Annotated in this window: 29 protein-coding genes; 19 read left to right on the forward strand and 10 right to left on the reverse strand. The window is 36.5% G+C overall.

Going from position 1 to position 26,208, the window contains the following annotated elements; translation table 11 throughout:
- Nucleotides 1-9: 9 nt before the first annotated feature.
- From IGJ27_RS05445 to holA, 11 genes are all read left to right on the forward strand, one after another.
- Entirely contained in the window at nt 10-1,137 is a 1,128-nt protein-coding gene (locus tag IGJ27_RS05445; RefSeq protein ID WP_063627027.1) for a CAP-associated domain-containing protein, read from the forward strand.
- Nucleotides 1,124-1,552, forward strand: coding sequence for a YlbF family regulator (locus IGJ27_RS05450; RefSeq protein ID WP_010737456.1), 429 nt, complete (start codon nt 1,124-1,126; stop codon nt 1,550-1,552). The genes IGJ27_RS05445 and IGJ27_RS05450 overlap by 14 nt, the downstream gene beginning before the upstream one ends.
- A complete protein-coding gene (locus tag IGJ27_RS05455; protein ID WP_010719349.1) occupies nt 1,545-1,886 on the forward strand; it encodes a YlbG family protein in 342 nt (113 codons plus the stop codon). The genes IGJ27_RS05450 and IGJ27_RS05455 overlap by 8 nt, the downstream gene beginning before the upstream one ends.
- A 122-nt stretch (nt 1,887-2,008) precedes the next feature.
- On the forward strand, nt 2,009-2,590 hold the full coding sequence (gene rsmD / locus IGJ27_RS05460) for a 16S rRNA (guanine(966)-N(2))-methyltransferase RsmD (protein WP_223603477.1): 582 nt from the start codon (nt 2,009-2,011) through the stop codon (nt 2,588-2,590).
- Complete coding sequence (gene coaD, locus IGJ27_RS05465; protein ID WP_034700679.1) at nt 2,587-3,078, forward strand: pantetheine-phosphate adenylyltransferase; 492 nt, start codon at nt 2,587-2,589, stop codon at nt 3,076-3,078. Before rsmD ends, coaD begins: the two co-directional genes overlap by 4 nt.
- Nucleotides 3,068-4,111: a SepM family pheromone-processing serine protease gene (locus tag IGJ27_RS05470; RefSeq protein ID WP_025480486.1), complete on the forward strand. Its 1,044-nt coding sequence runs from the start codon at nt 3,068-3,070 to the stop codon at nt 4,109-4,111. The genes coaD and IGJ27_RS05470 overlap by 11 nt, the downstream gene beginning before the upstream one ends.
- 670 nt (nt 4,112-4,781) lie before the next feature.
- Nucleotides 4,782-4,994: a hypothetical protein gene (locus IGJ27_RS05475; RefSeq protein WP_232622365.1), complete on the forward strand. Its 213-nt coding sequence runs from the start codon at nt 4,782-4,784 to the stop codon at nt 4,992-4,994.
- 566 nt (nt 4,995-5,560) lie between these two features.
- Complete coding sequence (locus IGJ27_RS05480) at nt 5,561-6,256, forward strand: helix-hairpin-helix domain-containing protein (protein WP_178306007.1); 696 nt, start codon at nt 5,561-5,563, stop codon at nt 6,254-6,256.
- An 18-nt stretch (nt 6,257-6,274) separates the two neighbouring features.
- Complete coding sequence (locus IGJ27_RS05485) at nt 6,275-6,757, forward strand: ComE operon protein 2 (RefSeq protein ID WP_010719343.1); 483 nt, start codon at nt 6,275-6,277, stop codon at nt 6,755-6,757.
- Nucleotides 6,750-9,020 (forward strand): DNA internalization-related competence protein ComEC/Rec2, encoded by a 2,271-nt coding sequence (locus IGJ27_RS05490; protein WP_373191437.1) that lies wholly within the window; start codon nt 6,750-6,752, stop codon nt 9,018-9,020. The genes IGJ27_RS05485 and IGJ27_RS05490 overlap by 8 nt, the downstream gene beginning before the upstream one ends.
- A 36-nt stretch (nt 9,021-9,056) precedes the next feature.
- Complete coding sequence (gene holA / locus IGJ27_RS05495; RefSeq protein ID WP_034700673.1) at nt 9,057-10,100, forward strand: DNA polymerase III subunit delta; 1,044 nt, start codon at nt 9,057-9,059, stop codon at nt 10,098-10,100.
- 212 nt (nt 10,101-10,312) lie between these two features.
- On the opposite strand, the gene rpsT is transcribed toward holA, so the two are convergent.
- The 8 genes from rpsT to IGJ27_RS05535 all read right to left on the reverse strand — a co-directional run bounded on the left by rpsT (nt 10,313) and on the right by IGJ27_RS05535 (nt 16,907).
- A complete protein-coding gene (gene rpsT / locus IGJ27_RS05500) occupies nt 10,313-10,567 on the reverse strand; it encodes a 30S ribosomal protein S20 (RefSeq protein WP_010719340.1) in 255 nt (84 codons plus the stop codon).
- A gap of 401 nt (nt 10,568-10,968) precedes the next feature.
- Nucleotides 10,969-11,238 (reverse strand): hypothetical protein, encoded by a 270-nt coding sequence (locus IGJ27_RS05505; RefSeq protein WP_005878685.1) that lies wholly within the window; start codon nt 11,236-11,238, stop codon nt 10,969-10,971.
- A gap of 464 nt (nt 11,239-11,702) precedes the next feature.
- On the reverse strand, nt 11,703-11,834 hold the full coding sequence (locus tag IGJ27_RS05510) for a hypothetical protein (RefSeq protein WP_010719339.1): 132 nt from the start codon (nt 11,832-11,834) through the stop codon (nt 11,703-11,705).
- Between the two features lie 77 nt (nt 11,835-11,911).
- Nucleotides 11,912-12,367 carry a DUF441 domain-containing protein gene (locus IGJ27_RS05515; protein ID WP_081129081.1) on the reverse strand — a complete coding sequence of 152 codons (456 nt, stop codon included), beginning with the start codon at nt 12,365-12,367 and terminating at the stop codon, nt 11,912-11,914.
- Between the two features lie 82 nt (nt 12,368-12,449).
- Complete coding sequence (locus IGJ27_RS05520) at nt 12,450-14,369, reverse strand: heavy metal translocating P-type ATPase (protein ID WP_081129080.1); 1,920 nt, start codon at nt 14,367-14,369, stop codon at nt 12,450-12,452.
- Between the two features lie 180 nt (nt 14,370-14,549).
- Nucleotides 14,550-15,383 carry an undecaprenyl-diphosphate phosphatase gene (locus IGJ27_RS05525; RefSeq protein ID WP_010737464.1) on the reverse strand — a complete coding sequence of 278 codons (834 nt, stop codon included), beginning with the start codon at nt 15,381-15,383 and terminating at the stop codon, nt 14,550-14,552.
- A gap of 165 nt (nt 15,384-15,548) precedes the next feature.
- The gene (locus IGJ27_RS05530; protein WP_053766367.1) at nt 15,549-16,253 is read right to left on the reverse strand and encodes a histidine phosphatase family protein; all 705 of its coding nucleotides are present in this window, start codon (nt 16,251-16,253) and stop codon (nt 15,549-15,551) included.
- A 27-nt stretch (nt 16,254-16,280) separates the two neighbouring features.
- The gene (locus IGJ27_RS05535) at nt 16,281-16,907 is read right to left on the reverse strand and encodes an MBL fold metallo-hydrolase (protein ID WP_081129078.1); all 627 of its coding nucleotides are present in this window, start codon (nt 16,905-16,907) and stop codon (nt 16,281-16,283) included.
- Nucleotides 16,908-17,545: 638 nt separating this feature from the next.
- On the opposite strand from IGJ27_RS05535, the gene IGJ27_RS05540 reads away from it, so the two are divergent.
- A complete protein-coding gene (locus IGJ27_RS05540) occupies nt 17,546-19,897 on the forward strand; it encodes an ATP-dependent DNA helicase (protein ID WP_178306006.1) in 2,352 nt (783 codons plus the stop codon).
- 138 nt (nt 19,898-20,035) lie between these two features.
- Here IGJ27_RS05540 and IGJ27_RS05545 read toward each other — a convergent pair whose 3' ends face one another.
- Nucleotides 20,036-20,527, reverse strand: a complete 492-nt coding sequence (locus IGJ27_RS05545) for a YajQ family cyclic di-GMP-binding protein (RefSeq protein ID WP_010719331.1) — start codon at nt 20,525-20,527, stop codon at nt 20,036-20,038.
- A gap of 158 nt (nt 20,528-20,685) precedes the next feature.
- Between IGJ27_RS05545 and IGJ27_RS05550 the strand changes: the two genes are divergently transcribed.
- The 6 genes from IGJ27_RS05550 to IGJ27_RS05575 all read left to right on the forward strand — a co-directional run bounded on the left by IGJ27_RS05550 (nt 20,686) and on the right by IGJ27_RS05575 (nt 24,741).
- Entirely contained in the window at nt 20,686-21,627 is a 942-nt protein-coding gene (locus IGJ27_RS05550) for a YitT family protein (RefSeq protein WP_010737469.1), read from the forward strand.
- 131 nt (nt 21,628-21,758) lie between these two features.
- Nucleotides 21,759-22,103, forward strand: a complete 345-nt coding sequence (locus IGJ27_RS05555) for a metal-sulfur cluster assembly factor (protein ID WP_010719329.1) — start codon at nt 21,759-21,761, stop codon at nt 22,101-22,103.
- Between the two features lie 287 nt (nt 22,104-22,390).
- Nucleotides 22,391-22,669, forward strand: a complete 279-nt coding sequence (locus IGJ27_RS05560) for a DUF2089 family protein (protein WP_010737470.1) — start codon at nt 22,391-22,393, stop codon at nt 22,667-22,669.
- Nucleotides 22,662-22,952, forward strand: coding sequence for a hypothetical protein (locus IGJ27_RS05565; RefSeq protein WP_010719324.1), 291 nt, complete (start codon nt 22,662-22,664; stop codon nt 22,950-22,952). The genes IGJ27_RS05560 and IGJ27_RS05565 overlap by 8 nt, the downstream gene beginning before the upstream one ends.
- Nucleotides 22,953-23,359: 407 nt before the next feature.
- Nucleotides 23,360-24,121: a class I SAM-dependent methyltransferase gene (locus IGJ27_RS05570; RefSeq protein ID WP_010719323.1), complete on the forward strand. Its 762-nt coding sequence runs from the start codon at nt 23,360-23,362 to the stop codon at nt 24,119-24,121.
- A gap of 83 nt (nt 24,122-24,204) precedes the next feature.
- Nucleotides 24,205-24,741 (forward strand): ClbS/DfsB family four-helix bundle protein, encoded by a 537-nt coding sequence (locus IGJ27_RS05575; protein ID WP_178306005.1) that lies wholly within the window; start codon nt 24,205-24,207, stop codon nt 24,739-24,741.
- A gap of 66 nt (nt 24,742-24,807) precedes the next feature.
- On the opposite strand, the gene IGJ27_RS05580 is transcribed toward IGJ27_RS05575, so the two are convergent.
- Nucleotides 24,808-25,425, reverse strand: a complete 618-nt coding sequence (locus tag IGJ27_RS05580; protein WP_178306004.1) for a LysM peptidoglycan-binding domain-containing protein — start codon at nt 25,423-25,425, stop codon at nt 24,808-24,810.
- 343 nt (nt 25,426-25,768) lie between these two features.
- Here IGJ27_RS05580 and IGJ27_RS05585 point away from each other — a divergent pair, with 343 nt between their 5' ends.
- Nucleotides 25,769-26,203, forward strand: a complete 435-nt coding sequence (locus IGJ27_RS05585) for a universal stress protein (protein ID WP_010719320.1) — start codon at nt 25,769-25,771, stop codon at nt 26,201-26,203.
- The last annotated feature ends 5 nt before the right edge of the window (nt 26,204-26,208 follow it).

Below are 26,208 nucleotides of genomic sequence, written 5' to 3' on the forward strand. Positions count from 1 at the left end.
GGGAAAAAGATGAAACGGCTAGGGTTATTTGGTGCGATATTGTTATCAGTGATCATTGCATTTTACATGCAGCCGGTGTTGTTTCCTCCTAAACTTGAAGTAAAAAAAAACTCAGAGCAAATCACTCAAAATCAAATGACTACGTGGAAATACCAGAAGTTGGAAACATCTGGCTTTTCCACGTATGTTGGTCAATCAGTTGATGAATTAGAGCAACGTTTTGGTGATCCCTATGAACGCTTGACGAGTGGGTTTGGTTTTGAAACAAGATATTACCATGATCAAATCAATCACTTATCCTTTGAAGCGAATATCACAAAAGATAAAGTTTCCACGATTAAAGTATTAAATACGGACAACTCAACGATTGCTCCTTTTTACTTAGGGATGACAATGCAAGATCTAACTGAGATCACCACGATCTATACGAATTTTAATTTTCAATACAATGGAACAGATGTCGGGATCGAATTGATGGAAGAAGATATGAATTATCGACCGTTGATTGCGTTTGATAATGATACGTTTGCTATTTTATTCTTCGACCAAAGTAGTAATGGACTGTTTTCGATCGTTTATTTGGATAAAGCTAGTTTGTTGAAACTTCATCCCTATCAAGTATTTGGTTCAGACTTACCGCAATATAAAATAGACGATCAAGTAGATTGGGCTGAAATCAATCAAGCAAAAGAAGGTCATAGTGTTCGATTGTTGAATCAGTTAAGGCAATTGGATCGCTTACCACTTTATAAGCAGACGACCGGTTTTTCTACTCAAACGAAATTGCTTTTAAGTGATTATCTTAATAGACCAGAAGATATTTTGACGAAAGAACGATTAGCAGAATGGCAACAAATAGCGGGTAGTACAAACGCAACTGCTAAGTTTTCATTGACTACTGATGAAATTGATTCGTTAGTCGCAAAAAGAAAGCTTCCCCAATCGACCGGTGTCTTTACACATCCAGTGATTGATCCAACGTTTACATTTTTATTTTTGTATAGTGATCCGTACTATCACGACCGCTTTTTAGTTAACACTTCCGATCTATTAGGAATTGCTTTTTCAAAAGAAAATATGTTAGTCTTAATGCAAGAAGAAGGTAAGGAGAGTACCGATAGCAGTGATAATCAATGAGGAATTATTTGCCTTAGAAGATCAATGTCAGAGCTTATCCGATTGTATCAAAAAAAGCGAGACGATGAAAAAATATTTAAAAGCTAAAAAAGTGATGGAACAATCAGCGGATGTCAATTTATTGATTAATGATTTCTCAATAAAAAAAGAACAGTTTGAAAAAGTTGTTCCTTATCAAAAATATGCACCAGAATTTCGAGAGAAGCAAAGAGCTGTTCGGTTAGCCAAACGTCAACTTGATTTGCATGAAAAAGTAGCGGATTTTCGTTGTATGGAAACACAATTGCAAGATCTATTGGATAAAATTAGCCAGCAGTTAGCAGAAACGGTATCGTTGACGATTAAAATTGATGCGGGAAATCCTTTTTTTGAACAAAAGGGGCGTAGTGGATGTGGAGGTAACTGTCATGAATGATGAAAAAAATGAATTTCAACTAACGAAACGACGTGGGTTGATTGTCTGGGTATACAGTTTGAAACAATTAAAAAATTTGAAGAAATTTGGATTGCTTCATTACGTTTCACGTAAAATGAAATATGTCGTATTGTATTTGAATGAAGACACATTTGAGCAAACTGCAGAACGAATCAACAAACTTCATTTTGTTCGCAAAGTTGAACGCTCTTATCGTCCAGACGTCGAAATGAACTTTGCTGATAAGATTGGTACGAAGCAACCAGTCAAAGAAGAAGGTTTTGAGATTGAGGAGATCAACACTAAGATTCGTTTAGCAGACCATGTCTTTTAAACCTGTTTTGTGTAAATCATTCATCTCTTAAATAAAAAAGATAAAAATAACTTGAGAAAGCATGAAATTAATGGCGATCCAAGTTTTTTTATCTTTTTTTTTGGTATACTAGTAACAGCACGATTTTTAAAAGGAGTGAGTCAATGCGAGTCATATCAGGAACATATGGTGGACGACGCTTAAAGAGTTTAGCAGGGGCTAATACACGTCCCACCACAGATAAAGTGAAAGAATCGATCTTCAATATGATCGGTCCTTACTTCGACGGAGAAACAGTCTTAGACCTATTTTCTGGTAGTGGCGGGTTAGCTATCGAAGCAGTTTCTCGTGGCTGTGGGCATGCCTTTTGTGTAGACAAAAATTACCAAGCGCTAAAAATAATCCAAGAAAACATTAAAGTAACGAAAGAGCCAGAAAAATTCACCACGTTAAAACTTGATGCGGACAAAGCCATCGAAAAGCTGGCAAATGATCAGCAAAAATTTGATTATTTATTTCTTGACCCACCATATGCCAAACAAAAAATTCTTGACCAAATAATCAAAATGACGGAGCTGGACCTTTTTAATGATTCGGCAGTTATTGTATGTGAAACTGATAAAACAGTGGAATTACCAGAAAAGATTGCTGATTTTACGCAAATCAGAAAACAAACGTATGGTATTTCAACTGTGACTATCTACAGAAAAGAGGAAGACCTATGAAAAAAGCCTTGTTTCCAGGCAGCTTTGATCCGTTCACGAATGGGCATTTAGATATGGTCGAACGAGCAGCAAAAATGTTTGATGAGGTCATCATTGGGGTATTTGTGAATACGTCAAAAAAACATCTATTTACCGTTGATGAAAAAGTTACATTGATTACTCAAGCTGTTCGTCATCTTCCGAATGTTAAAGTGTACCACCAGGAAAATCAATTAACAGTCGAGATTGCGAATGAATTAGCTGTTCAAACCATCATTCGTGGTATCCGTAGTGTAAAGGATTTTGAATATGAACGGGATATTGCTCAAATGAACCATCATTTAAATCAAGAAATCGAGACGGTCTTTTTATTGGCTAAACAAGAATATAGTCACGTTAGTTCTAGTTTATTAAAAGAAGTCTTACACTTTGGGGGAGATGTCAGTGACTATCTTCCATCAGTAATCAACGAAGCGTTAGCTGGAAAGCGTGAAAATGATGGACTTTAAAAGATGGTTAAAGACAATTCTTGTCATTTTTTTAGGGATATTTATTATTGGGTTCGTGGTAATTCCACTTCCTTTTTATGTGGAAGCACCAGGAGCAACCATCAATTTGAAAGAGCTGATTACCGTCAATGGGAAAAAGGACAAAGATTCAGGTTCCTTTTCATTAACTTCAGTGGGCATCCGTCGAGCAACTGGTTTTACAGCAGTCAAAGCCAAGCTAGCACCGTTTGAAGATTTGATTAGCGCTGAGGAGTTGACTGGCGGGGCGACTAGCGAAGAATACAATCAAATCCAACAATATTATATGGAGTCTTCCCAAAATGCAGCGATTGAGCAAGCACTAAAATTGGCAGGGCGCTCTTACCAGATGGAATTTAAAGGTGTCTATGTCATGAGTGTCGAGAAGAATTCCAATTTCTATGGAAAATTAGCAGTTGGTGATACAGTCACAAAAGTTGATGGACAAACCTTTAAAAGTGCAGAAGCATTTATGAAGTATGTCAAAAGTAAAAAAGTCGGCGATACGGTCACGATCACCTATCTCCGAGATGGCAAAGAAAACGAAACTTCAGGTAAATTGATCGAACTGCCAACGGATAATAAAGCAGGGATTGGGATTACTTTAACCGATCATACGAGTATCAAGTCGGATACAGATGTAATGATTAATTCAGGATCAATCGGAGGGCCGTCTGCTGGTTTGATGTTTACCCTGGAAATCTATGAACAATTGACCGGTAAAAATCTTCGTCAAGGGAAAGAAATTGCTGGTACTGGAACGATCAATAGCGACGGTGAAGTTGGGCGAATTGGTGGTATTGATAAAAAAGTGGCTAGTGCAGACAAAGCTGGCGTTGAAATATTCTTTGCACCGGATGATCCAATCTCAGATGAAATCAAGAAGAAACATCCAGAAATCAAAACCAATTACGAAGAAGCCAAAGCTGCTGCGAAAGAATTGAACTCTTCAATGAAAATTGTACCAGTGAAAACCGTCCAAGATGCCCTTGATTATTTAGAAAAGATGAACTAAAGATTCATTATAAATCGTTTTGTTTCAACAACATTTTTTTATCATTGTTCATGAAACGTCTTTGAACGAATAAATAGACAGACAAAATTTCCTTTAAGATTGATGTTTTCAATGACTCAGCCTTAACGGAAAGCTTGTCTGTCTCTTTTTTATAGAGAAACTAAAATGAATAGAAACTAGCCATGAGGGGATCTATGTGTATGAGGTAAGCTTTTTATATTCGTTGGATCAGTAAAGGTAAAGTTATTTTTAACTGCGTCAGTTGATAAAGAGTTTAAACTTATAATGGAAAAATTTTCGGTGAAATGAAAAAATAGGAAATAAAGTGAAGATGTATGATATAATCGAAGGACAGAAAAATGAATACAGTTAGATGATCAGATCGTTCTAAGTCAGTGTTTTTTTACTGATTCCCTAGTAAAAACTACGTTGGCACACAGCTTTTGATTTTTACATTTATCCGATTCATTGGGTATTCTGAAAATAGAGGAAAGAGCTGGAGAATTTTATTCTTGAAATCTATTTAAAACCAACTACCACTTTTATTTTGTGATCAAGTCCTGTTTGTTTTTCTAAATTTACTTGGAGAGGATTAATGATGAGAAAAAAAGCGATTGTAATTATAATGATTCAATTAGTGATTTATGTTAGCTCAATCATAGGTGCGTTTATGAATAGAGGAGTTATTACAAATTGGCCTTTTTTACTTTTGTTATTCGGAATATGTATCGGTAATTTTGTGCCAATCGAGTATCGGACTAGTTTCAATTCTACTGATCCTGGGATTATTCTAAAAAATCATACAAGACGCTTAGAAAACATTATTTACATGATCGTTACATGTCTCGTAATCGTACTAGTTACCTATCTGGATATGGTATAACGACTAGTTTAGACAATGGAATATTTTGTCCGTAAAAAAATATCTTATAAAATCTATGTAAACTAGCTCACGATTGTTCATGAGGAGAAGCGAGTCTTTGACTTATTTAGGAGATTTGAACACTGGGAAAGTTGATATAATCGAGGCGTTGCGTTTTAGTATAGTGAGAATAATTGTACATAGCCTCTAGAGAGACAGTGGCAAAGATATCGTATTTAGGATTGCTTAGGTAAGTCGGGTACATGCTCAAAAAAATCAAGGAAGAGCTTCGCTAAGAGTGTGAACTTGAAACTATTTTTCAAAAACGGATAGAAAAATAGATAAACATCAAAGTTAGTAAAAGTGATTTTGATGGTTTTTGCTAGGTAATGAAAAGAGGAATATAGACCCTATGTCAACGCCTATTCCTGAAATGTTTAAAGGTATGAAAGATTCATTCTTCATAAAATAATTGTCCCAAAAGTAGGTTTATTTTCATGTAGAAAAATGGTTTGACGTATTTAATCATGAAGAGAAAAAACTTCTTCATAATTTAATGAAAGGAAGCCAATCGGAAAATAGTCACAATGAGCGAAGAATGGAAGAACAAACGAAAGCGTTTCTATACTACCAACTTTTCTTCACCAAAATTTGTGATTGGAGGGATCTTTGGTGTCATAGGAGTCATCATCCTTGGTGGAATGATGGTTCATTTTTTCAGTCAATCAAGTAAAAAGGATCAACTATTTTTGACAAACCAATCGATTGAGGCTCCGGAAAAGAACAGTTCTGAAACGAAGCCAATTGATGAAACGGTGAGTACATCGACTAGGTCAGTGATTTATGTCGATGTGAAAGGAGCGGTAAAACAACCTGGAATGTACGCTTTTGTGGCAGAAGATCGGGTCTTTGATGTCATTCAAAAAGCAGGTGGGCTGACGGAATCAGCTGACGAGAAACAGATCAACTTTGCAGCAAAAATAACGGATCAACAAATGCTGTACGTTCCTGAAGTAGGCGAAGAAATTCCAGAAAGCTCAAATGCTAGTCTAGCGACGGTAGATTCAGCGGACACAAACCCAGATCGAGTGCATCTTAATACCGCTGATCTTTCGCAATTGCAACAAATACCGGGGATCGGTGAAAAAAAAGCCCGAGAAATTATTCAGTATAGACAAGATAATGGATCGTTCAAAAGTATTGACGAGCTTCAAGAAATAGACGGAATTGGTCAGAAGACAGTTGAAAAAATCAAAAACTTCGTTACAATTACTATAGAATAAACGATAGAGGTGGCTAAAATGAGCAATGAACGGATTCCTTGGGACCAATATTTTATGGCTCAAGCAGTATTATTATCATTGAGAAGTACTTGTACACGATTAGAAGTCGGCGCAACTTTAGTAAGAGAAAAACGGATCATTGCTGGAGGCTACAATGGCGCTGTTAGTGGGGATGTTCATTGCATTGATGAAGGCTGTTATATCGTCGATGGTCATTGCTTGCGAACGATCCATGCGGAAATGAATGCTTTATTACAATGTGCAAAACTAGGCATACCTACGGAGGGCGCAGAGATTTACGTGACTCATTTCCCTTGTTTAGCTTGTACAAAAGCCTTATTACAAGCAGGAATCAAAAAAATCAACTATTTACATGATTATCGAAATGATCCGTATGCACAATCATTGATCGAACAATTAGGTGCAACTGTTCATCAAGTATCATTGGATTCTACTCACTTTTCTAAACTCCAAAAAGAATTATCAGGAGAACATGTTTAGTAGATTTTGTGATCAAACACAGAATCGATTCATTTTTCCAGCGATTTCTTCGATTTTTATTTGTTTGTTTTATTATACAGACAGATGGCATTATCGTTTGATTTTCGCTGGATTTTTTTTGTTTTTTTTACGGAAAGAAAATAAACAAATTATTGGTTTAAGTCTCATTTGTAGTACGCTGGTTTTATTTTCTTGCTGGCTTAAAGAAACAAAACCAATCGATGATCAAAGGACGTTTGAACGTATCATGGTCGCCTCAGACACAGTGAAAATGAATGGAGATTTAGTGACTTTTATTGGGCACACAACGGACAAGCAAAAGATTTCTTGCAGCTATTATGCCAAATCTGAACAAGAAAGAAATTCTTTTCTTGTTCTTAGACATGAAGCGATTGAATTAATTGTAGTCGGGGATTACCAAGAAACTTCCAAACAAAGGAATCCTTATGGGTTTGATCAAAAAAAGTATGACCAAATACATCGGATCAAAGGACGCTTTCAGATACGCCAGATCAAAGAACATTTGAATCGTAATGCTTGGCAGAATATGCTGAGCAGAACACGAGGAAGGTCTATTACGTTTATTCAAGAACACTTTAGTCACAAGGTGAGTGTCTATATGAATGCTTTGATCTTTGGCTATAAAGATAGTCAGTTTTTAGCATCAGAAGACACATATAAAGAAACTGGCTTACTTCATTTATTCAGTTTGTCAGGCATGCACATCCAAACTTACTTAGGTTGGCTCTATTATCTGTTTCGCAGAGGAGGGATGACATTAACTGCTAGTTATCTCCCACTAGTTGGGGGGACTTTGGGGTATTTTAGCTTATCTGGGGGCTCTGTGTCAGTGAAAAGAGCGGGGCTGTCATTCTTATTGAAATTAGGGCTAAAACTCCTCAATGTCAAATTTTCTTCTTTCGATCATTATTCGATTATTTTATGGATACTTTTGCTGATCGAGCCGCTTTGTCTTTTCCAAGTAGAGGGCCAGCTAAGTTTAGGAATGAGCTTCTTCTTTCTTTTGTTGTCTCACCCAACCACTAAGTTTCAAAAGTTCACTACTATCGTGTTATTTAGTATCGGCATCATGCCACTGACAGCTTGGCATTTTTATGAGTGGCCACTATTAGGGAGTATGTTGACTCTTCTTTTTGCTCCTGTTTTTAAGAAAGTATTTCTTCCTTGTTTGACGTTTTTATTTGTTTTTGGCAGGGTATTACCTCCAAGTGTTAGCGAGCTGCTTAATTCTTTTTTAGTCCATTTCGAGAGCTTACTAGATTCGTTGAGATTTGCCAATCTAGTGATTGGGCGACCGAATGGCTGGTTGTTAATATTTAGTTTAGGCTTTCTTTTATGGCTTATAGAGAAAAAACAACATAAACCTTGTCAATGCGTGACAGCTGCACTCCTTGTGCCCATTATTCTCATTTTTGGTCGTTTTCTTCAATTCGGAAGTAGTATCACTTTCAACGATGTGGGGCAAGGAGACAGTATTCTTTTCAAAGCGCCGTTTTTAAAAGAAATCGTTATGATTGATACTGGTGGGAAATTGGGTTTTCAAAAAGAAGCATGGCAAGAGCGAAGGGTTAGACCACCTGCAGAGTTTAATCTTGTGCCATTTTTAAAAGGAAATGGTATTCGGCGCATCAATAAACTGATATTGACGCATGACGATATCGATCATGTGGGAGAGATCACAACATTAGCAAAACATTTCAAGATCGATACGATTTATATTGGGTGGGGAGCTGGCAGGAGTGCTTGGCTTTATGCGCAGTTGCAGAAATTGGAAAAAGCAGGAACCACTATTTGTGAAGTCAGGCAGGGTGATTGGATCAAAGGTTATTTTGATTTTTTTGTGTTGTCTCCGATTACCCAGGGGAAGGGGGAGAATGAAGATTCAATTGGCTTGTCAGTGACTCATCAATCCTGTCGTTTTCTCTTTTTAGGTGATTTAGATCAGCATGCAGAAGAAAAGATCGGAAACGCTTATCCAGATTTAACAGCGGATGTGATCAAATTAGGACATCATGGCAGCCGCACATCTAGTCATCCACAGTTCATTTCGCAATTAGAAGCAACCTATGGTGTTTTATCCTGTGGCGTGAATAATTTATTTGGTCATCCTCATGAAGACGTACTAGCGACGTTAAAGCAGAATAAAGTCACTCCTTTGCGTACCGACCGTCAAGGCGCAATTACTTTTAAATGGCATCCCTTTTGGTATCCAGAGGGGAAGATCCACACAATGATAGACTAGCAATTCCCAGCTACTCATGGTAGGATAAATTTGAAAGTGGTGAACGAAATGAGTATTCAAGCAGATTTACAAAAAATCCGTAAAGAAAAGCTTGCGCCTTGTTATTTGATTCTAGGTACTGAAAAATATTTACAGGATCAGGTAAGAGCAGAAATCCAGAAAAAAATTCAAATCGATAGTCAAGATGACTTGAATTTCTTAAGTTTTGATATGGGGAATGCTAGTATTGATGAGGTGGTTGCTGAGGCAGAGACTTTGCCATTTTTTGGTGATCAACGCCTAGTATTTGTAGAAAATCCCTACTTTTTAACAGCTGAAAAAGTGAATAATGGGATTGAACAAAATACGGATCTACTGATTGATTATTTAAAAGAACCTTTAGAATCAACAGTTTTAGTGTTTTTTGCTCCCTATGAGAAATTAGATGAGCGAAAAAAAGTAACGAAACAATTAAAAAAAGCTGCTGTGACCATCAATGTTCAGCAATTGAATGAAAAAGAAGTTCGTCAGTATTTATTGAATACACTGGAAAATGCACCGTTTCAAATGGACCGTAAAGCGATTGATCTGTTTTTAAGGTTAACGGATCTCGATCTATCAAAAATGATGAGGGAATTGAATAAATTACTATTGTATGGGCAACAACAAGAACTGATCACTGTTAAAGAAGTGGAACAGTTAGTCCCTAAAACCTTGGAACATAATCTTTTTGATATGACACAATATATTCTTTCCGGGAAAACAGAACAAGCGCTGCGGTTGTTTGAAGACTTAATTACCCAAGGAGAAGAAACCATTAAGATCAATGCCATCTTGCTTTCACAAATACGTTTGTTTTTACAGACCAAGTTTTTGATGAAAATCGGTTATCAGCAGGCTAATATTGCTGAGACTTTAAAGATACATCCTTACCGTGTAAAATTGGCGATGCAAGAGGTACGTAAATTTGATGAAAAGATCCTAAGGCGTTTATTTGACGATCTGGTTGAAATGGATTACCAAATCAAAAGTGGTAAAATCGAAAAAGAATTAAGCTTTCAATTATTTGTCTTACGAACAGGTCAGCTTTTGAAGAGTTAAAAAGAAGAGCAAAACAATCGAAATAAATCCAAAAAGAACGCTTGAAACGATGATGTTTTGAGCGTTTTTTAGACATCAATTGTTTTAGAGTAGGAAGTGCTGAGTCAGCCGCAGCTGGTTTACTAATAAAAAGAATGGAAAGAAACCCAACAGAAGGGTGATCGAATAGACTGTTTGAGACAAAATAAAAAAACCGGCCGTAGCCGATTTCCTTATTTAGCGATTTTTTTGCTTAAACGAGATTTGTCGCGGTTAGCTTTGTTTTTATGAATTAGACCTTTTGTTTCAGCCATATCAATAGCTTTAACAGCTTCTTTATATAACGCATCTACGTTTTCAGCACCTGAAGCTACAGCATCTTCAAATTTTTTGATTGCAGTACGCATAGCGCTTGTTTGAGATGAATTTTTAACGTTCGCATTTTCGCTTGTACGAACACGTTTGATTGCAGATTCAATGTTTGGCATTAGTTTCACCTCCGATAAATTAAGTTCTTACGCGTGTTACCGCATAATTCAACATTCATTATTATACCTAAATGAAGTAATCTTTGCAATATGAACATGACAAGTTTTTTTCCTTAACACTAAAAGAAACTTAATTCTAGGCTCTACTAGCATTGAAAGAGAAGGAAAATGGACAAATAAAAAACGCTATTGTGGGAGACAATAGCGTTCAACCAAAGCAGATAAATTTATCTTTTTAAACAAAATTTGAATGGGACTGTTTGGTACTCGAACATTATATAACAAAGCGAACCGTTTGCAAAGCTTTTTTTGAAAAGGGATACGTTCCTTGTAGACTAAGCAATCATAACGATACCATTCTTTAGTTATTTTATAACCGTTAACCGTTGGTGTAGCTAAATTTATTCCGGAGTCCCAATAATTTTAATGTATTCATCAATATTTTTGATCATCATTTTTTTGATGACTAATTGATTGCGGCGGTTCCATTTTCCACTGACTTCTAATACATATTTATTTAAAGGGAGCCGAAGAATATATTTTGCCAAGTAACGATCTTTCAACAGACCGTTAATGACACGATCTTCCAGTTGAAGATTTAAGCCAGTCAACATCATAGGTTGTTCTTGTAAGACATACGTATCAATTAAAAGACCTTCAAAGGTTTCCATGAGCGTTTTCCTTTCTATATATAAAGCATAATAGCGAATGATTAAAAATATAAGTGATGCTATCTTGTGTTCTAGTATAACAAAAAATGAAAGGAGGAGCCAAAAAGAAATGAGGATTATTTAATAATATTTTAGGAAACATAAAAGGGGGTAAGTGGTGTAGGGGTAAGAGGAAGAGGTAGGAACATTAAAAACATACTTGATGAAACTCACGCAACTTTTATCAAGTAGATTCCATAAGTAAGGATAAATGGAAAAGCAATAAACCCGATGAGACTGGGACAAAACTTGTCTCAGTCTCTTCTAGTATCTCTAAAAACGAATAAACGGTGAGACAAAAGCAGCATCTTCGGAAATAAGCCGAAATTTACCAAAAATTTGAGGAGCAATTTTCGGAAATTCCTTCTTATTTCTTGATGCTAAACACTTTTGTCTCAACCTCATCGGGTTTACTTTTTTCACGATCAATTAAAGTAGGTATTGAACACATTTTGGATCAGATCTGGAAATAAAAGATAAGCTAGTCCTAAAATCAATACGATCGCTAATAAAAACCAACCAACCGTGCCGATAAAGTATTTTAATTTTTCTAACATGTGATCACCTCGGAATAAGTATATCACGAACGATTCGATTCAGAGGACTCAAAACACTTTAACTGTGTTCGATTTTTTCATTTACTTAAAGAAAATAATTGCAAGAGACAATAGGTAATACCAGAAGCAATGACTGGACCAGCAGCGATCCCTTTTAAGAAAACGACTCCGAGAATTGTTCCAAAAACCAATGCAACAGTAATCTGCGGGTCTGAAGCAATCAAACCGACTCCTTTGGAAGAAAGGACGGCTACTAGACCACCACAAAACACAGCAATCCAACCGATGGGTGATTTAAAGGCATCTAGTAAATCTTTTAAGCCAATCTCGCCAGTAGCGATTGGAACTAAAATAGCAGCTGTGATGATGGTGACTCCTAGATTAATTCCTTTGCCTTGAAGCCAAGTAAGAAACACTTTCGATGTCGGTATCAATTTGACTAGTAATATAAAACCTGTAGCGATGATCAAGCTTTGATTTTTAGCAAGCAGGGCAACAACCATGATCAATCCAAGAAAAATCCAACTTTCCATAAAAAAAGAACCTCACTTTCCTGCCATCAATCATATCATTTTTTCAACGGTTACAAAAGTGAGGTTCATCAGAGTGGAAAAACTAGATAGAGTGGTGATTCGGCTGTAAGGGACAGCCAGTGCAACGTGATTTTTTGGAAGTATCTTCAGGTAAGGGTTTCAATAAACGTAACCCATTTAAGATAACCAAGATCGTGCTTCCTTCATGACCAATCACGCCAAGAGGTAAATTTAAAAATTGCAGAAAGTTAGAAAGGATCAGTAAACAAATCACTGTAAGAGAAAAAATAATATTTTGCTTAATGATTTTCTTCATTCTTAGTGAAAGACGGTGGGCATAACTTAATTTTTGCAAGTCATTTTTTACCAAGACGATATCAGCGATTTCCATAGCGACATCCGTTCCTTGTCCCATGGCTACTCCTAGTGAAGCAGTTGCAAGAGCTGGGGCATCATTGACACCATCACCAACCATTGCTGTGACAGCGTACTTTTCTTTTTGCTGTTGTGCATAGTGTGTTTTATCCGATGGTGTGCAGTTAGCCAGTAAGTGTTGAACACCAATTTTCTCTGCAATAGCTGCAGCAGTCCCTTGGTTATCTCCAGTGATCATGCTAGTATCAATTTGCTGGTTATTGAAATAGTCAATGACTTGTTGGGCATTTTCTTTCGGCACATCTAATAAGCCGATGAGTGCTATCAATTGATTGTCTTTGGTTAAAACAATCACTGTCTTTCCCTGTTGTTCGAGTAAATGAATTTTATCAAGAAGTTCTTTTTCAGCTATCGACGTTTTTTCTGGTTCCCATTTACCTACAATCCACTGAGCTTCTTGGTAAACTGTTCGTAAACCAAACCCCGTGATTTCTTCGATTGGTAATTTTTGGATGTCTTTTGGTATAGCAATGTCAAAATGTGTTACGATTGCTTGAGCTAAGGGGTGCGTTGTTTTTTGTTCCATTGAAACTAAGATTTGTTGCGCCAGATTCTGATCTTTTACAAAATAGCTATCAGTTACTATCGGTTTACCTTTCGTTAAAGTTCCGGTTTTATCAAAGGCAATTGCTTTTAAATCAGCTAATTGTTCTAAATGGAGTCCACCTTTGATAAGCACACCGTTGCGGGCAGCGTTAGAAAGGGCTGCTAGTGTTGCAGGTGTCGCAGAGGCAACCAACGCACAAGGAGAGGCGACAACCAGTAAAACCATTCCCCGATAAAAACTTTCTTGAAAACTCCAGCCAAAAATGAAATATGAAACAAGAATCATTAATGGAACAACGACTAACACACCTTTAACGTAGGTATTTTCAATACGAGAGATAAAAGAAGCGGTCTTTGTAGGGGTGCTTTGTGCTTTTTCAACCAGCTGGATGATTTTAGCAAAAACGGTCTCATCACTTTTTTTAGTCACCTGTAAGATTAAAGGATTTCCTCGATTGATCGTTCCTGCAAATAACTCATCATGAGGGACTTTTTCAACTGGTACAGATTCACCACTCAATGTTGCTTCATCAACCGTTGCTTGTTGACTTTCTAAATAGCCGTCAATTGGGATCGTTCCACCTTTTGGAACAAATACCCGATCATTGATCTTAAGATCAGTTACAGCTATTTCTTCTAATTCTTCGTTTGCAGTTAAACGTTGTGCTTTTCGTGGCTGTAGATTCATTAAAGCGGTAATTTCTTGCTGACTTTTACTGGTCGTATATTCTTCGAGAGCGCCACTTAAACAGAAAATAAACGTAAGCATCGCACCTTCTAAAAAATTACCGATCAAACAAGCGCCAATTGCTGCCAAGGCCATCAATAAGTCAACATTCAATGTGTTTTCCTGCCAAAGTTCGGTCAACCCTTCACGAGTCTGCTTGAAACCGCCGAATGAGATGGCGCCTAAATAAAAGATGATACTTAGAAAAGGCACAAAAGATTGAGTAGCCAAACCTAAGATTATAAGTAATAAACAACCGATTGTCGGGATAAATGTCTGTATTAAACGAGTCATATTTGTTTCCTCCTTTACAAAATCAATATACCACACCAAAATTCTAATTGATAATAAAAATCGCTAAATGAGAACGATAATAGTTATCATTTAGAATAACGCTTTTTTGGAAAGGGGATAATTAGAATAAATATAAAAAAGCACCGTAATCATACGGTGCTTTGACTTCGTTTTATTCAGTTACATTGCGATAAACCAGTAACCAATCAAAATGATCCCTAAAATGATCCGATACCAACCAAAAATTGTAAAGTCGTTTTTCTTCAAATAACTTAACAAGAATTTGATGGCTAAAACGGAGACAATAAATGATACGAGGGTTCCAACAAGTAAAATAATCGTTTCTTCCATTTTAAAGGAGTTTCCTTCAGCTAGATACTTCACGATTTTTAAACCACTGGCACCAAACATCACTGGGATACCAAGGAAAAATGAAAATTCTGTTGCTACAAATCGAGAAGCACCAATCAAAATGGCTCCGAGGATCGTAGCTCCTGAACGAGAAGTTCCAGGAACTAACGCTAATACTTGGAATAATCCAACCAGTAACGCCGCTTGATAAGTAAAATCGTTTAAGGTTGTCCAACGTGGTGTTTTTGTCTTGTTTCTTTTTTCCACAACAATGAATGCAATCCCATAAACGATTAAGACGATCGCAACTGGTAGAAATTTATGAAAATGTTCTTCTAACCAATCATCTAAAGGTAATCCAATAATAATTGCTGGAATACAAGCGACTACGACTTTGAACCATAATGTCCAAGTATCTTTTTTCTCAATAGTGGTTTTGCTTGGAGAAAAGGGATTTAATTTATGAAAATATAAAACGACGACTGCTAAAATAGCACCTAATTGAATAACGACGTTGAACATCGACATAAACTGTGTGCTAGCGTCTAGCTTGATGAACTGATCTGCTAGGATCAAGTGACCAGTACTACTGATCGGCAACCACTCGGTAATCCCTTCGATAATTCCTAAGATAGCTGCTTTGATGATATTTGCAAAAAACATACGGACCTTCCTTCCCAAATAAAATACAGTATTAAGTATACCGTTCTTTCTAATGAAAACCAAATGCTTTCTTGATGTTAAGAAAAACTTGAGAAATAGAAAGAGGGCATAAGAAAGCGAGTACTCAAGTGAGTACTCGCAAACCAGTGTTTGATAACAGAACGATTATAAGAAAGAATCCCGCGAGTGTTTTTTTCCCTGCTCAATGTAACTAGTATCGTTGATTCCTTCAATTGAAAAATTGCCTTTTTCATATGTCACTTTTGTCACGCTGCCATTTAATAAGCCTGCTCGAACAGGTTGATGTACGTCAATTAGGCTGAGTAAAAAGCCAATCGTCAACCCATGAGAAACAACTAGGACGTTGCCACCACCATTTTTTTCGCAATGGTGCGCAATGTCTTCAAATCCTGACCATACACGATTTTTTAAAGTATCGTAGGTCTCAGCCCAGCCAGCGGTATCCAGGTTATAAATAGCATTAGCAATTTGTTCAAAAGTTACGTCCGTCGTGAACATCTCATCATAAGTTTTGAAGTTTAATACTCGGGGGATAACTCCCCACATTTCCATGTCATAGCCACCTTCTAAGGAGCCAAAACACCATTCACGAATCCTTTGATCGATAAAGTAAGGGATATCTTTTCCTTTGGCATGTTCACTGAGGATGATACGTGCCGTTTCAATAGCACGACCACTATCGCTAGAATAAGCAAAAGAAAAATCAACGTCTTTCAATCCTTTTCCAAGATAGTGGATTCCTTCTTGGCCTTGTTTGGTGAGTGGTGTGTCACACCAACCTTGGACACGTTCAATCGTATTGAACATCGTTTTTCCGTGTCTGACGATGTAAAGAGTGGTTTTAGTCATATTTACAGCCTCCAATCGATTTGTTAGTTAAGCATTAAAGAAAGGGTTGGTTCTTTTTTCATGTTCAATGGTCGTAGCATCTCCATGCCCAGGATAAACGGCAAATTCATCTGGCAACACAAACAACTGGGTTTGAATACTGTGTAGCAGCTGCTCCAGATTCCCAGTATATAGATCGGTTCGACCGATACTGCCTTTAAATAGTGCATCACCTGATACGACGAAATCATCAAAGATAAAGCTGACACTTCCAATCGAATGACCAGGTGTAGGGACGACCCGAAATGTCATATTCCCTAGACGATAGGGTTTCATTTCAAATTCATATTCAGCAGGTGAAACAATGATATTCGCAATGTCATCATGTCTTCCCAAACCAGAAAGATTTAATATCGGATCGCCTAACCAACTTTGTTCTAATGGACTAACATATACAGGGATCTGATAAAACTGACGAAGTTTTTCGACGGCTCCGATATGGTCATAGTGGGTATGTGTTAGTAAAATCGCTACGGGTTGTTGTTGCGTTTTTTCGATTTGCGTTTTGATTTTTGCTGCATCTTCACCAGGATCAATAATCAGTAGCGCTTCATCGTTATAAACCAAATAACAATTTTCTTCGATCATCCCAGTTTTGATTTGTTCAATATGCATAAAGAGTTCCTCCTGATCGCTTACTTAATTCTAGTATAACTCAATTGATAAGATGAAACAAAAGACCCTACTTGAGGAATGGTCCACGGTGAATCTAAATCGAATTGTATGAATAATAAATGAATTAATTGAATTAATTTATTATAGTAGAGCTGAGTCATGTTTTTTTGTAGCCGAGTTTTCTTGCTTCCTAAATGAACCACTTATTTCAATGACAAGATGTAAAATAAAAGTATTGAGAGATTTTAAACAAGAGGACAGAAAATTCTCACTTCTTTTTAATAAGTTGGTGTTAGAGTGAGCTCATCCAAAAATCCTAATTCTATATCCTATTCGAGCTTGCGACAGTGATGTCCAACTCTGAAAAACAAAGGGAAGCATCCGAAAATGCAAAAAGCTATTTTCGGATGTTTTACTTTACTTTCAAGTGAACGATGATGAATGTAAAGGGAGAGAGATATCTGAATAATGTAAACAAATCTATAGCTTTGTGATCCTACTTGTGAAAGGAAGAAGTGACTAAATAGCTGTAATACTTTCATCTGTTGAGGCGTATAAATCGGCAAATTGATAAGCTTGATTTTAGTATTTTGCGATTCTTTTCTTTTTCAGGTAAGCTTATAGTCAAAGGAGTGGGAGTGGTGAAGCAATCAAAAATATCGGTACGTAACCTTGTTGAATTTATCTTAAGGCGTGGCAGTATCGACAATCGTAAAAAAAGTAACCATACCGCACTGGAAGGTGCCAAGATCCATCGGAAGCTTCAAAAAGATGCTGGAGAAGACTATGAAAAAGAAGTCTTTTTAAAGACGACTGTCCACTTCGAGGAATACCAGCTAATCATAGAAGGGCGAGCAGATGGCGTGTTCCAAAAAGAAGGCATCTATTATATTGATGAAATAAAAACTTCGGAACCGAGGTATGAAGACTTAGAAAAAGAACAAATTGAATTATTTTTCCATCAAGCAAGAACCTATGCTTATATTTATTGTCATGAACATGATTTAAAAGAAATCAATTTGCAACTAACTTATTATCAAACTACTGAAGGAATCATTACCCGAAAAGTTGAGCATCAAACCATCGAACAATTAAATGAGTTTTTTAAAAAACTTACAGATGACTATAAAGAATGGCTGATTTTTCAAGAGAATTGGCGTACCGTTCGAAATGCTTCTTTGATGGCTTTGAAATTCCCCTATGACAACTACCGTAAAGGTCAAAGAGAGTTAGCAGTCGCTGCCTATAAAACGATTCGTACAAAACAAAAATTATTCGTCGAAGCACCGACAGGAACTGGAAAAACAGTTTCTACACTGTTCCCCGCTTTGAAAGCAATAGGGGAAGAAGAGGGAGAACGCATTTTTTATTTAACGGCTAAAACAATCACGAGACAAGTCGCTGAAGATGCTTTGGAGGCGTTAAAAGATGTGGGTGCTGAGACCAAAAGTGTGACTTTGACAGCCAAAGATAAGATTTGTTTTTTAGACGAAACAACATGTAATCCAGATCAATGTCCATATGCCAACGGTTATTACAACCGGATCAATGAAGGATTATGGGATTTATTGAATCATGAAAATCAAATCACCAGAGAAGTTATTGAAACTTATGCGAAGAAACATACGTTATGTCCTTTTGAGTTGTCGCTAGATGTGAGTTTATGGTGTGATGTGATTATTGGGGATTATAATTATTTGTTTGATCCGACTGTTTATTTACGACGTTTTTTTGAAGGCGAAAAAAATGAGGATCATCTTTTTCTGATTGATGAAGCCCATAATTTGGTCAGTCGTTCCCGAGAGATGTACTCCGCAAAACTTTCATATCGAAGCGCTAGAAACGTCTATGCACTCATTCCAAAAGAATTTAAAAAGTTAAGACGACGTTTTAATAAGTTACTTAAAGCGTTCGATCAGATCCAGGAAATTTCAAATGAAGATGGGTGGACCTACCACCATCAAAAAGCACCCGCGGACACATTGGTTAATGCTGGTTATCAATTGAGTGAGCACATCCAAGAGTGGTTGGCAGAGTATCCTGAACATGCCATTCAAGAGACGTTACTCCCCTTTTATTTTGACTTACTTCACTTTTTGAAAATCAGTGAATTTTACGATGATCATTATGAAACAACTGTAGAGAAAACTTATCAAGATTTCATCATCAAAGCATTTTGCATCGATCCTAGTGATTTTTTAGAACAATCGTTAGCTAAGGGGAGAAGTAGTATCTTATTTTCCGCTAGTTTTTCGCCATTGTCTTATTACCAAGAAACGCTAGGAGGAAAAGAGAGCTTAGCTTATCGCTTGCCAAGTCCTTTTCCAGAAAAAAACCAAAAAGTGCTGATCACAAATTATTTAGAAACAACCTATCGTAAACGAGAAGAGAACATGCCTCGATTAATTGAAACGATCCAACATTTTACAAAAGAAAAGATCGGGAATTACTTGATATTTTTCCCCTCTTACCAATATTTGGATCAGGCAGTGACAGCCTTTCAAGAAAAACATCCAGATGTTAAGGTGCTGATTCAAGATACCATGATGAGTGAAACTGAGAGAGAAACATTTTTGAAGCAATTTCAAATTGATCCAGACGAAACCTTACTAGCTTTTTGTGTGTTAGGCGGAATCTTTTCAGAAGGGATCGATTTAAAAGGAACCCGATTAATTGGCAGTATGATCGTTGGCGTTGGGTTACCACAAATGAACCATGAGCAGGAGTTGATCAAAGAATATTATGACGAAAAAGATCAGCTGGGATTTGCTTATGCGTACCAATTACCTGGCATGAATAAAGTCTTACAAGCAGCGGGGCGTGTCATTAGAGATGCCAGTGACCAGGGAATCGTCTTGTTAGCAGATCAGCGTTTTACTCGGTTGGATTATCGCCAATTGTTTCCAAGACATTGGCAGTCAGCGACCACTGTCAGAAACCTATCTGAACTCACAAAAGAAATCACCGATTTTTGGCACAAAAGTAAATAATTGGAGATGCGAAAAAACTCTAGCGCTAGTAGTTTAAAATTAAAAACACCTGAATCAACCACAAACGACTGGTAGATTCAGGTGTCTTATGCGCGTATTGGATCAATTGTTTCATTGTCTGACAAGTAAAGCTATCTGTTAACGATAGTTAGTAAACTGAAGTTCGATTGGCAGATCTAATTTTCGCAATAAAGCAATCACCGCTTGAAGGTCATCACGGTTTTTTCCAGTTACACGAATTTGATCTTCTTGAATCTGGGTTTTTACTTTAATCTTTGAATTTTTGATCTCAGTTGTGATTTTCTTGGCATTTTCCCGATCAATGCCATTGATAAGTTCAGCGGATTGACGTGCTTTTCCTCCAAGGGCATGCTCTGATTCAGAGAAATGGATATTTTTGATTGGAACATTTCGTTTGTTTAATTTACTGAACAAGACATCTTTGATTTGTTCGATCTTGAAATCATCGTCACTGAGAATGGTTAATTTATTGTTATCAAATTTGATATCAATAGTCGAATCTTTAAAATCAAAACGGTTGGTTAATTCTTTTATTGTTTGCTGGATCGCATTTCTGACTTCCTCGATTGTGACCTCTGAAACAATGTCAAAACTTGCATCTTTTGCCATAGTGATCCTCCTGATTTGTTTTTATTTTATTGTATCATAGTCAAATGATTGTGTTGAAGCTTTACTAAAATTATTCTCATTTATGATTCAAGTATTTTAATTTAATTCATAACCTGTTATTCTTACAATTGGAATAACTTTGAAAGGAAGAGGTGCTTGTGAGTAAGATTATGACAGTGTATCAAAGAAATGAAATATTAAAAAAGATTGTGGTTATCTTAGTTACCGGATTGACCGCAGCGGTTGCCTTAAATTATTTTTTGATTCCAGCAAACGTCTTTTCCGCAGGGATGAATGGGATTGCCCAAATCATTGCCTCGTTATTATCTGACTGGCTCCACGTAAAAGTGGACACAGGTGCCTTTATCTTTATTTTGAATATCCCTGTCTTTATTCTAGGGTTCTTGAAAGTAGGCAGACGAGCAACGATTTTAAGTTTTGTCAATGTAGTAGCCGTATCGGTAGCAACCACCTTACTTCCCACTGGGCAGGTGACGGACAATATTTTAATGAATGCCTTAGTCGGCGGTGTTTTGTTAGGTGTTGGTGTAGGAATCTCACTTAAAATGGGGTTTACAACCGGAGGAATGGATATTATTTCTTTAGTCCTTTCACAAACTACGGGGAAAACCGTTGGAAATTATATGCTGATGTTAAATGGTTTGATCGTGGTGATTGCGGGATTTCTTTTTAACTGGGAGAGTGCGCTCTATACGATTATCTCTATCTATGCTATGACTCAAGTGATTGATGCGATTCATACGAGTCATCAAAAAGTGACCGCCATGATTGTGACGGTTAAACCAGATGAAGTGACCGCAGCGATCGCTCAAAATATGGTTCGAGGAATGACCCTCTTACCATCAATCGGTGGCTATTCTAAAAAAGAAGGTAAAACGATCATGATGGTGATCACTCGTTATGAAATGTATGATTTAGATCAAATCGTCCATGAAATCGACGAAGATGCTTTTATCAATATTTTACCAACGCATTCGGTATTTGGCCGTTTTGCTAATGAAAGCGAACAAAATCTTTACCGTTCTACGGGTGTCTTTCCCGAAATAAAGAAAACTCCTTCAAAAACTAAAAAACAATAATTGATTTAAATAAGTCAGAAGAATTTTCTGTTTTCAACCTGCTAAATGAGAATAGAACCTCTCGATTCTCATTTACAAATGAGCAAAAAAAGAGTATGATAAATGAAAATTGCATGAAGGAGTGCTGCAAGATGAGCGAAGCAAACCAAAAATGGTCTGCAGAAGAAGTTAATGAAATCAAGGAACGAATCTTAGCTGCCTTAGAAATGGTCATCGACCCTGAACTAGGGATCGATATCGTCAACCTAGGCTTGATCTATGAAATCGAGTTTGATCCAGAAAACGGAGAAACAGTCATTAAAATGACCTTAACAACCATGGGTTGCCCGTTAGCTGATATCCTAACTGAATCCATCCACGACGCCTTAAAAGAAGTGCCAGAAGTAACTAAGGCAGAAGTCAAACTAGTTTGGTATCCAGCCTGGACGACGGATAAGATGAGTCGTTATGCACGGATTGCACTTGGTATCAGATAATTTTGACACGGGTTTCATATTCAACGAGTAAACAACTTTTAAACTCCTTTATCAACTTTTAGAAAAAGTTGGTGAGGGAGTTTTTGTTTTGTAAAAATTGATGCTGGATGAAGTAAAATTGTCAAAATATGAATAAATGATAACGACTTTTATCTCTTTCTCTTTTTCTATTCAAATCGCATCTCGAAATTCTTTATAAATCATACTTAATAAATTAAGTTGTGTTTTATTTTTAACAATGTTAAAATTTGTTTAATTATATTTATATTTTGTTGGGAGGTTAATGAATGGAATGGTTTTTTAATTTAGAACCTGAGGAACAAGTATTTATTAAGAAATTTTTGTTGGCATCAGGATCCTTAAAGCAGTTAGCAAAAGAGTATGAAGTTAGTTACCCAACAGTAAGAATAAGGTTAGATAGATTAATTGAAAAAATAAAACTTTTTGATGGAAAGCAAGAAGATTCTTTTGAAGTATCAATGATGCAACTCGTGATTAACGAAAAAATAAGTTTAGACGTAGCAAAAGAAATTATAAAAAAACATAGGGAGAGTATAGATGAATAATATAATACAACTTTTATTTATTGCAGGTGTGATTGGGTTTCAAACACTAAGTGGTTATATAGGGAATAAATATATGGGAGCGATCTTACCAGTGATTTTCAGTGGTTTAGTTGTTTTTATCGTTTTGACAGGTCATTTAAATCTAACATTTAGAAATATATTAATGCCTATTGTTGGTTTGATTACATTGATCTGTATTTATGAAGGCGGAAAAGAATCAAAGAAAAAAAAGACAATAAAAGAAATGGAAAAAATGAAAGCAAAGGACATTTTGAATCAATAATGAGTTATTGGCTGATACACTAACTTAAACTCTTTTAACAGCTTTTAGTAAATGCTCATAGAAGAGTTTTTTTCTATGTAAAATATTCGGATAGCTGATGTACTGAAAGATTGTACAGTATAGGAAAATAATTGTGAAAGAGGTTGTTGAAAATCAAAAAATTTATAGCTTCCAAATTATCTAACAATCTAAGCAAACGCACAAAACAGTTTTTTAGTAAGCGTTTTCTGTTCCTGGTTTTCATGATATACTGTTTTTAAGTCAATCAAAAGGAGAATGAACATGAGCAAACAACGAGGTAGCTACTCGATATAGTGGAATGGATAGACCTATATCGAGTATGCTTTATCCAATCGACTATATCGCCGTCAACGATTATAAAATCATAATGACTGGAGCGATAAAAGATGATGGACCAATTAAAAAAAGAGTGGCTTAAAAGTGAGGAACAACAGAAAAATTTTACTGGCTGGGATTTTTCCTATTTAGATGGGAAATGGTCGTGTGAAGAGCCTCCGTGGGATTACCGAGAGCTTGTTTTAAATTATTTAACTCCAACTATGTCTCTATTAGATATGGGCACAGGTGGAGGTGAATTGTTACAAACATTTAACCATCCTTATGAACAGACAGCAGTAACGGAAGGGTATCCGCCTAATTACCAGCTATTATTACAAACACTTGACCCTCAAGGTGTAACAGTAAAATTTGTGGGGGAAGAGGACGTATTGGATTTTCCAGATGATTCATTTGATCTAGTGATCAATTCTCATGAATCTTTTGCAGTAGCTGAAGTGAAGCGTGTCTTGAAACCAGATGGGTTATTTATTTCTCAACAAGTAGGAGATTTCAACGGGTTGAATTTGGCTTCTCGTTTGATGCCAGAAGTAAGGAAAGAATGTTTTGATTTTCATCTTTCCTTAGTGAAAGCAGAACTAGAACAGCACCATTTTGATCTTTTGTTTTGTGACGAAGCCTATTTGAATCAACAATTCTTTGATATGGATAGTTTGATCTTTTATGTACGGACGATTGAATGGGAGTACCCAGGATTTACAGTTGAGAAAAATTTCAAAGAGTTATTGGGACTTTATGAAGAGTTGAAACGACATGGTACGATTTATAATTTGCAACATCGTTTTGCTTTTGTTGCTCGTAATACAAAATAATGAACACATAAAAGTTACTACAAATCATTTTGAAATTCCTTATGGTGAGCAGGTGATTTAGCAAAAAAGAGGGGGTGCGTTATATGCGACCAAAATCAAAAGATGAATTGCTTGAAAAAGCAAACAGCCAATTCGATGAGTTATGGAGATTAATTAACGGTATGAGTGAGGAAGATCGTAAGCAATCCTTTCAATTTAGTGAAGAGTTTTTGGCGAAAAAAAAGGAAGCACATTGGCGACGAGACAAAGACTTAAAAGATGTATTGATCCATTTGTACGAATGGCATCAACTATTGTTACGATGGCTTGAAAGCAACTTTAACGGAGAAGAAAGAAATTTCTTGCCTGAACCGTATAATTGGCGAACCTACGGGAAGATGAATGAAGAGTTTGTAGAAAAGCATCAAACAACTTCTTTAGTGGAAGCTGAAAACTATTTGAAAAAAAGCCATGAGCAAGTAATGAAAAAATTAGATGCATTGAGTGATGAAGAGTTATTCCAGAAAAAGCAATTTGCATGGGTGGGGAATACCACATTAGGTAGTTATTTCATTTCTGCAACTGCCAGTCACTACGAATGGGCGATCAAGAAGTTAAAACAATCTCAAAAAAATAAATGAATAGAATCAATAAAAAAGCGAAGATCCTAAAGAGGGATCTTCGCTTTTTAAACAAGCTATTTTATATTAGTACCAACCGTTTGCTTCCCAGAAAGATTTAGCTGCTTCCCATGAGCCGTAACGAGAAGATACGTATTGTTCAGCAACTCGTTCTTGGTTTGCTGCTGAATAGTCACCATTTAAGTAAGAAGAATCTAATTGGTAACGTCCGATGTAACGACCGTTTGTTGCTGTATAAGAACCGCTAGATTCTTTTTGAGCGATCCATTCTTTCGCTGAGCTTGTGTTTGTTGTCGTTGGTGTTGCTTGTGCCGCTGTTTGCGTTGCTTGAGCAACTGGTTGAGCAGGTGCTGCTTGTTGAACTGGTTCTTGCTTCACTGGTTGTTCAGCCACTGTTTTTGTTTGAGCAGGCGCTTGGTAAGCTGTTTGTGTTGTTGCTGCTTGTTCGCCTGTTGGGATTGTTAATTGTTGACCTGAATAAATCAAGTTGATGTTTGAGATTGAATTTTTTTCTGCAATAGTTTGGATCAAGGAGTTATCACCAACGTATTTTTGAGAAATCGTTGATAGCGTATCACCTGATTGAACGGTATAAGCTTCGTCCGCATGTGCAGATGTTCCCATAAAGAATAGTGCGCCGGCAGTCAAAGTTGTTCCTAATAGTAATGTTTTAAGTGATTTCATGTAAGATCTCCTTCATAAATTTAAAAATAGTTTTGTTGTGTCCAACGAGGAATACTTTACCATGGGAAAATATTTCATAGGTAAAAGCTCTATGACACTTTGTAACAAAGATACGTTTTTTGTAACAAACAGATTATCATAAAATGTGAAAAACAATGAGAAAACCGTCATAAACGTTTAAAATAAACCACTAACAAGAACAATTGATGAGAAAAATAAACACTAAAAACAAGTAAAAAAAAGCTACATTTTTTGAAAATAAATACGAAATAATTGAAAACAGCGTAATTTTTTTTAAATTTAGCATGTGATGTTACAATAATAGAAACAAGGAGGCGATAACATGAGTAAGAGATATCAAAAAATAATGGTAGCTGTCGATGGGTCTAAGCAATCAGAACAAGCTTTTTTGGAAGCGCTAGATTTAGCGAAAGATAATGAAGCCGAATTATTTATCGTTTCGATCATCAATAAAGTAGAGTTGACACATAGCGCCTACGCATTTTCAAAAATCTATGCAGAAGAAAAACAGAAGATAGAAGTCGAAATGCTAAAAAAGATCCATGATGCGAAAGAATATGGGATCAATGACATCCATGCTATTGTTGAAACGGGAGACCCACGTAACTTGATTGGGACGGTGTTTCCACAACAAGAAGCGATCGATTTGATTGTCATGGGGGCTACTGGTAAAGGAGCAATCCAACAAGCTTTAGTCGGCTCTACAGCATCTTATGTTGTTACTCATGCGCCCTGCAGTGTGTTAGTGGTCAAATAAGGAGG

This window comes from Enterococcus sp. DIV1726a, from assembly GCF_051710985.1.
GTDB classification, from domain to species: domain Bacteria; phylum Bacillota; class Bacilli; order Lactobacillales; family Enterococcaceae; genus Enterococcus_B; species Enterococcus_B hirae.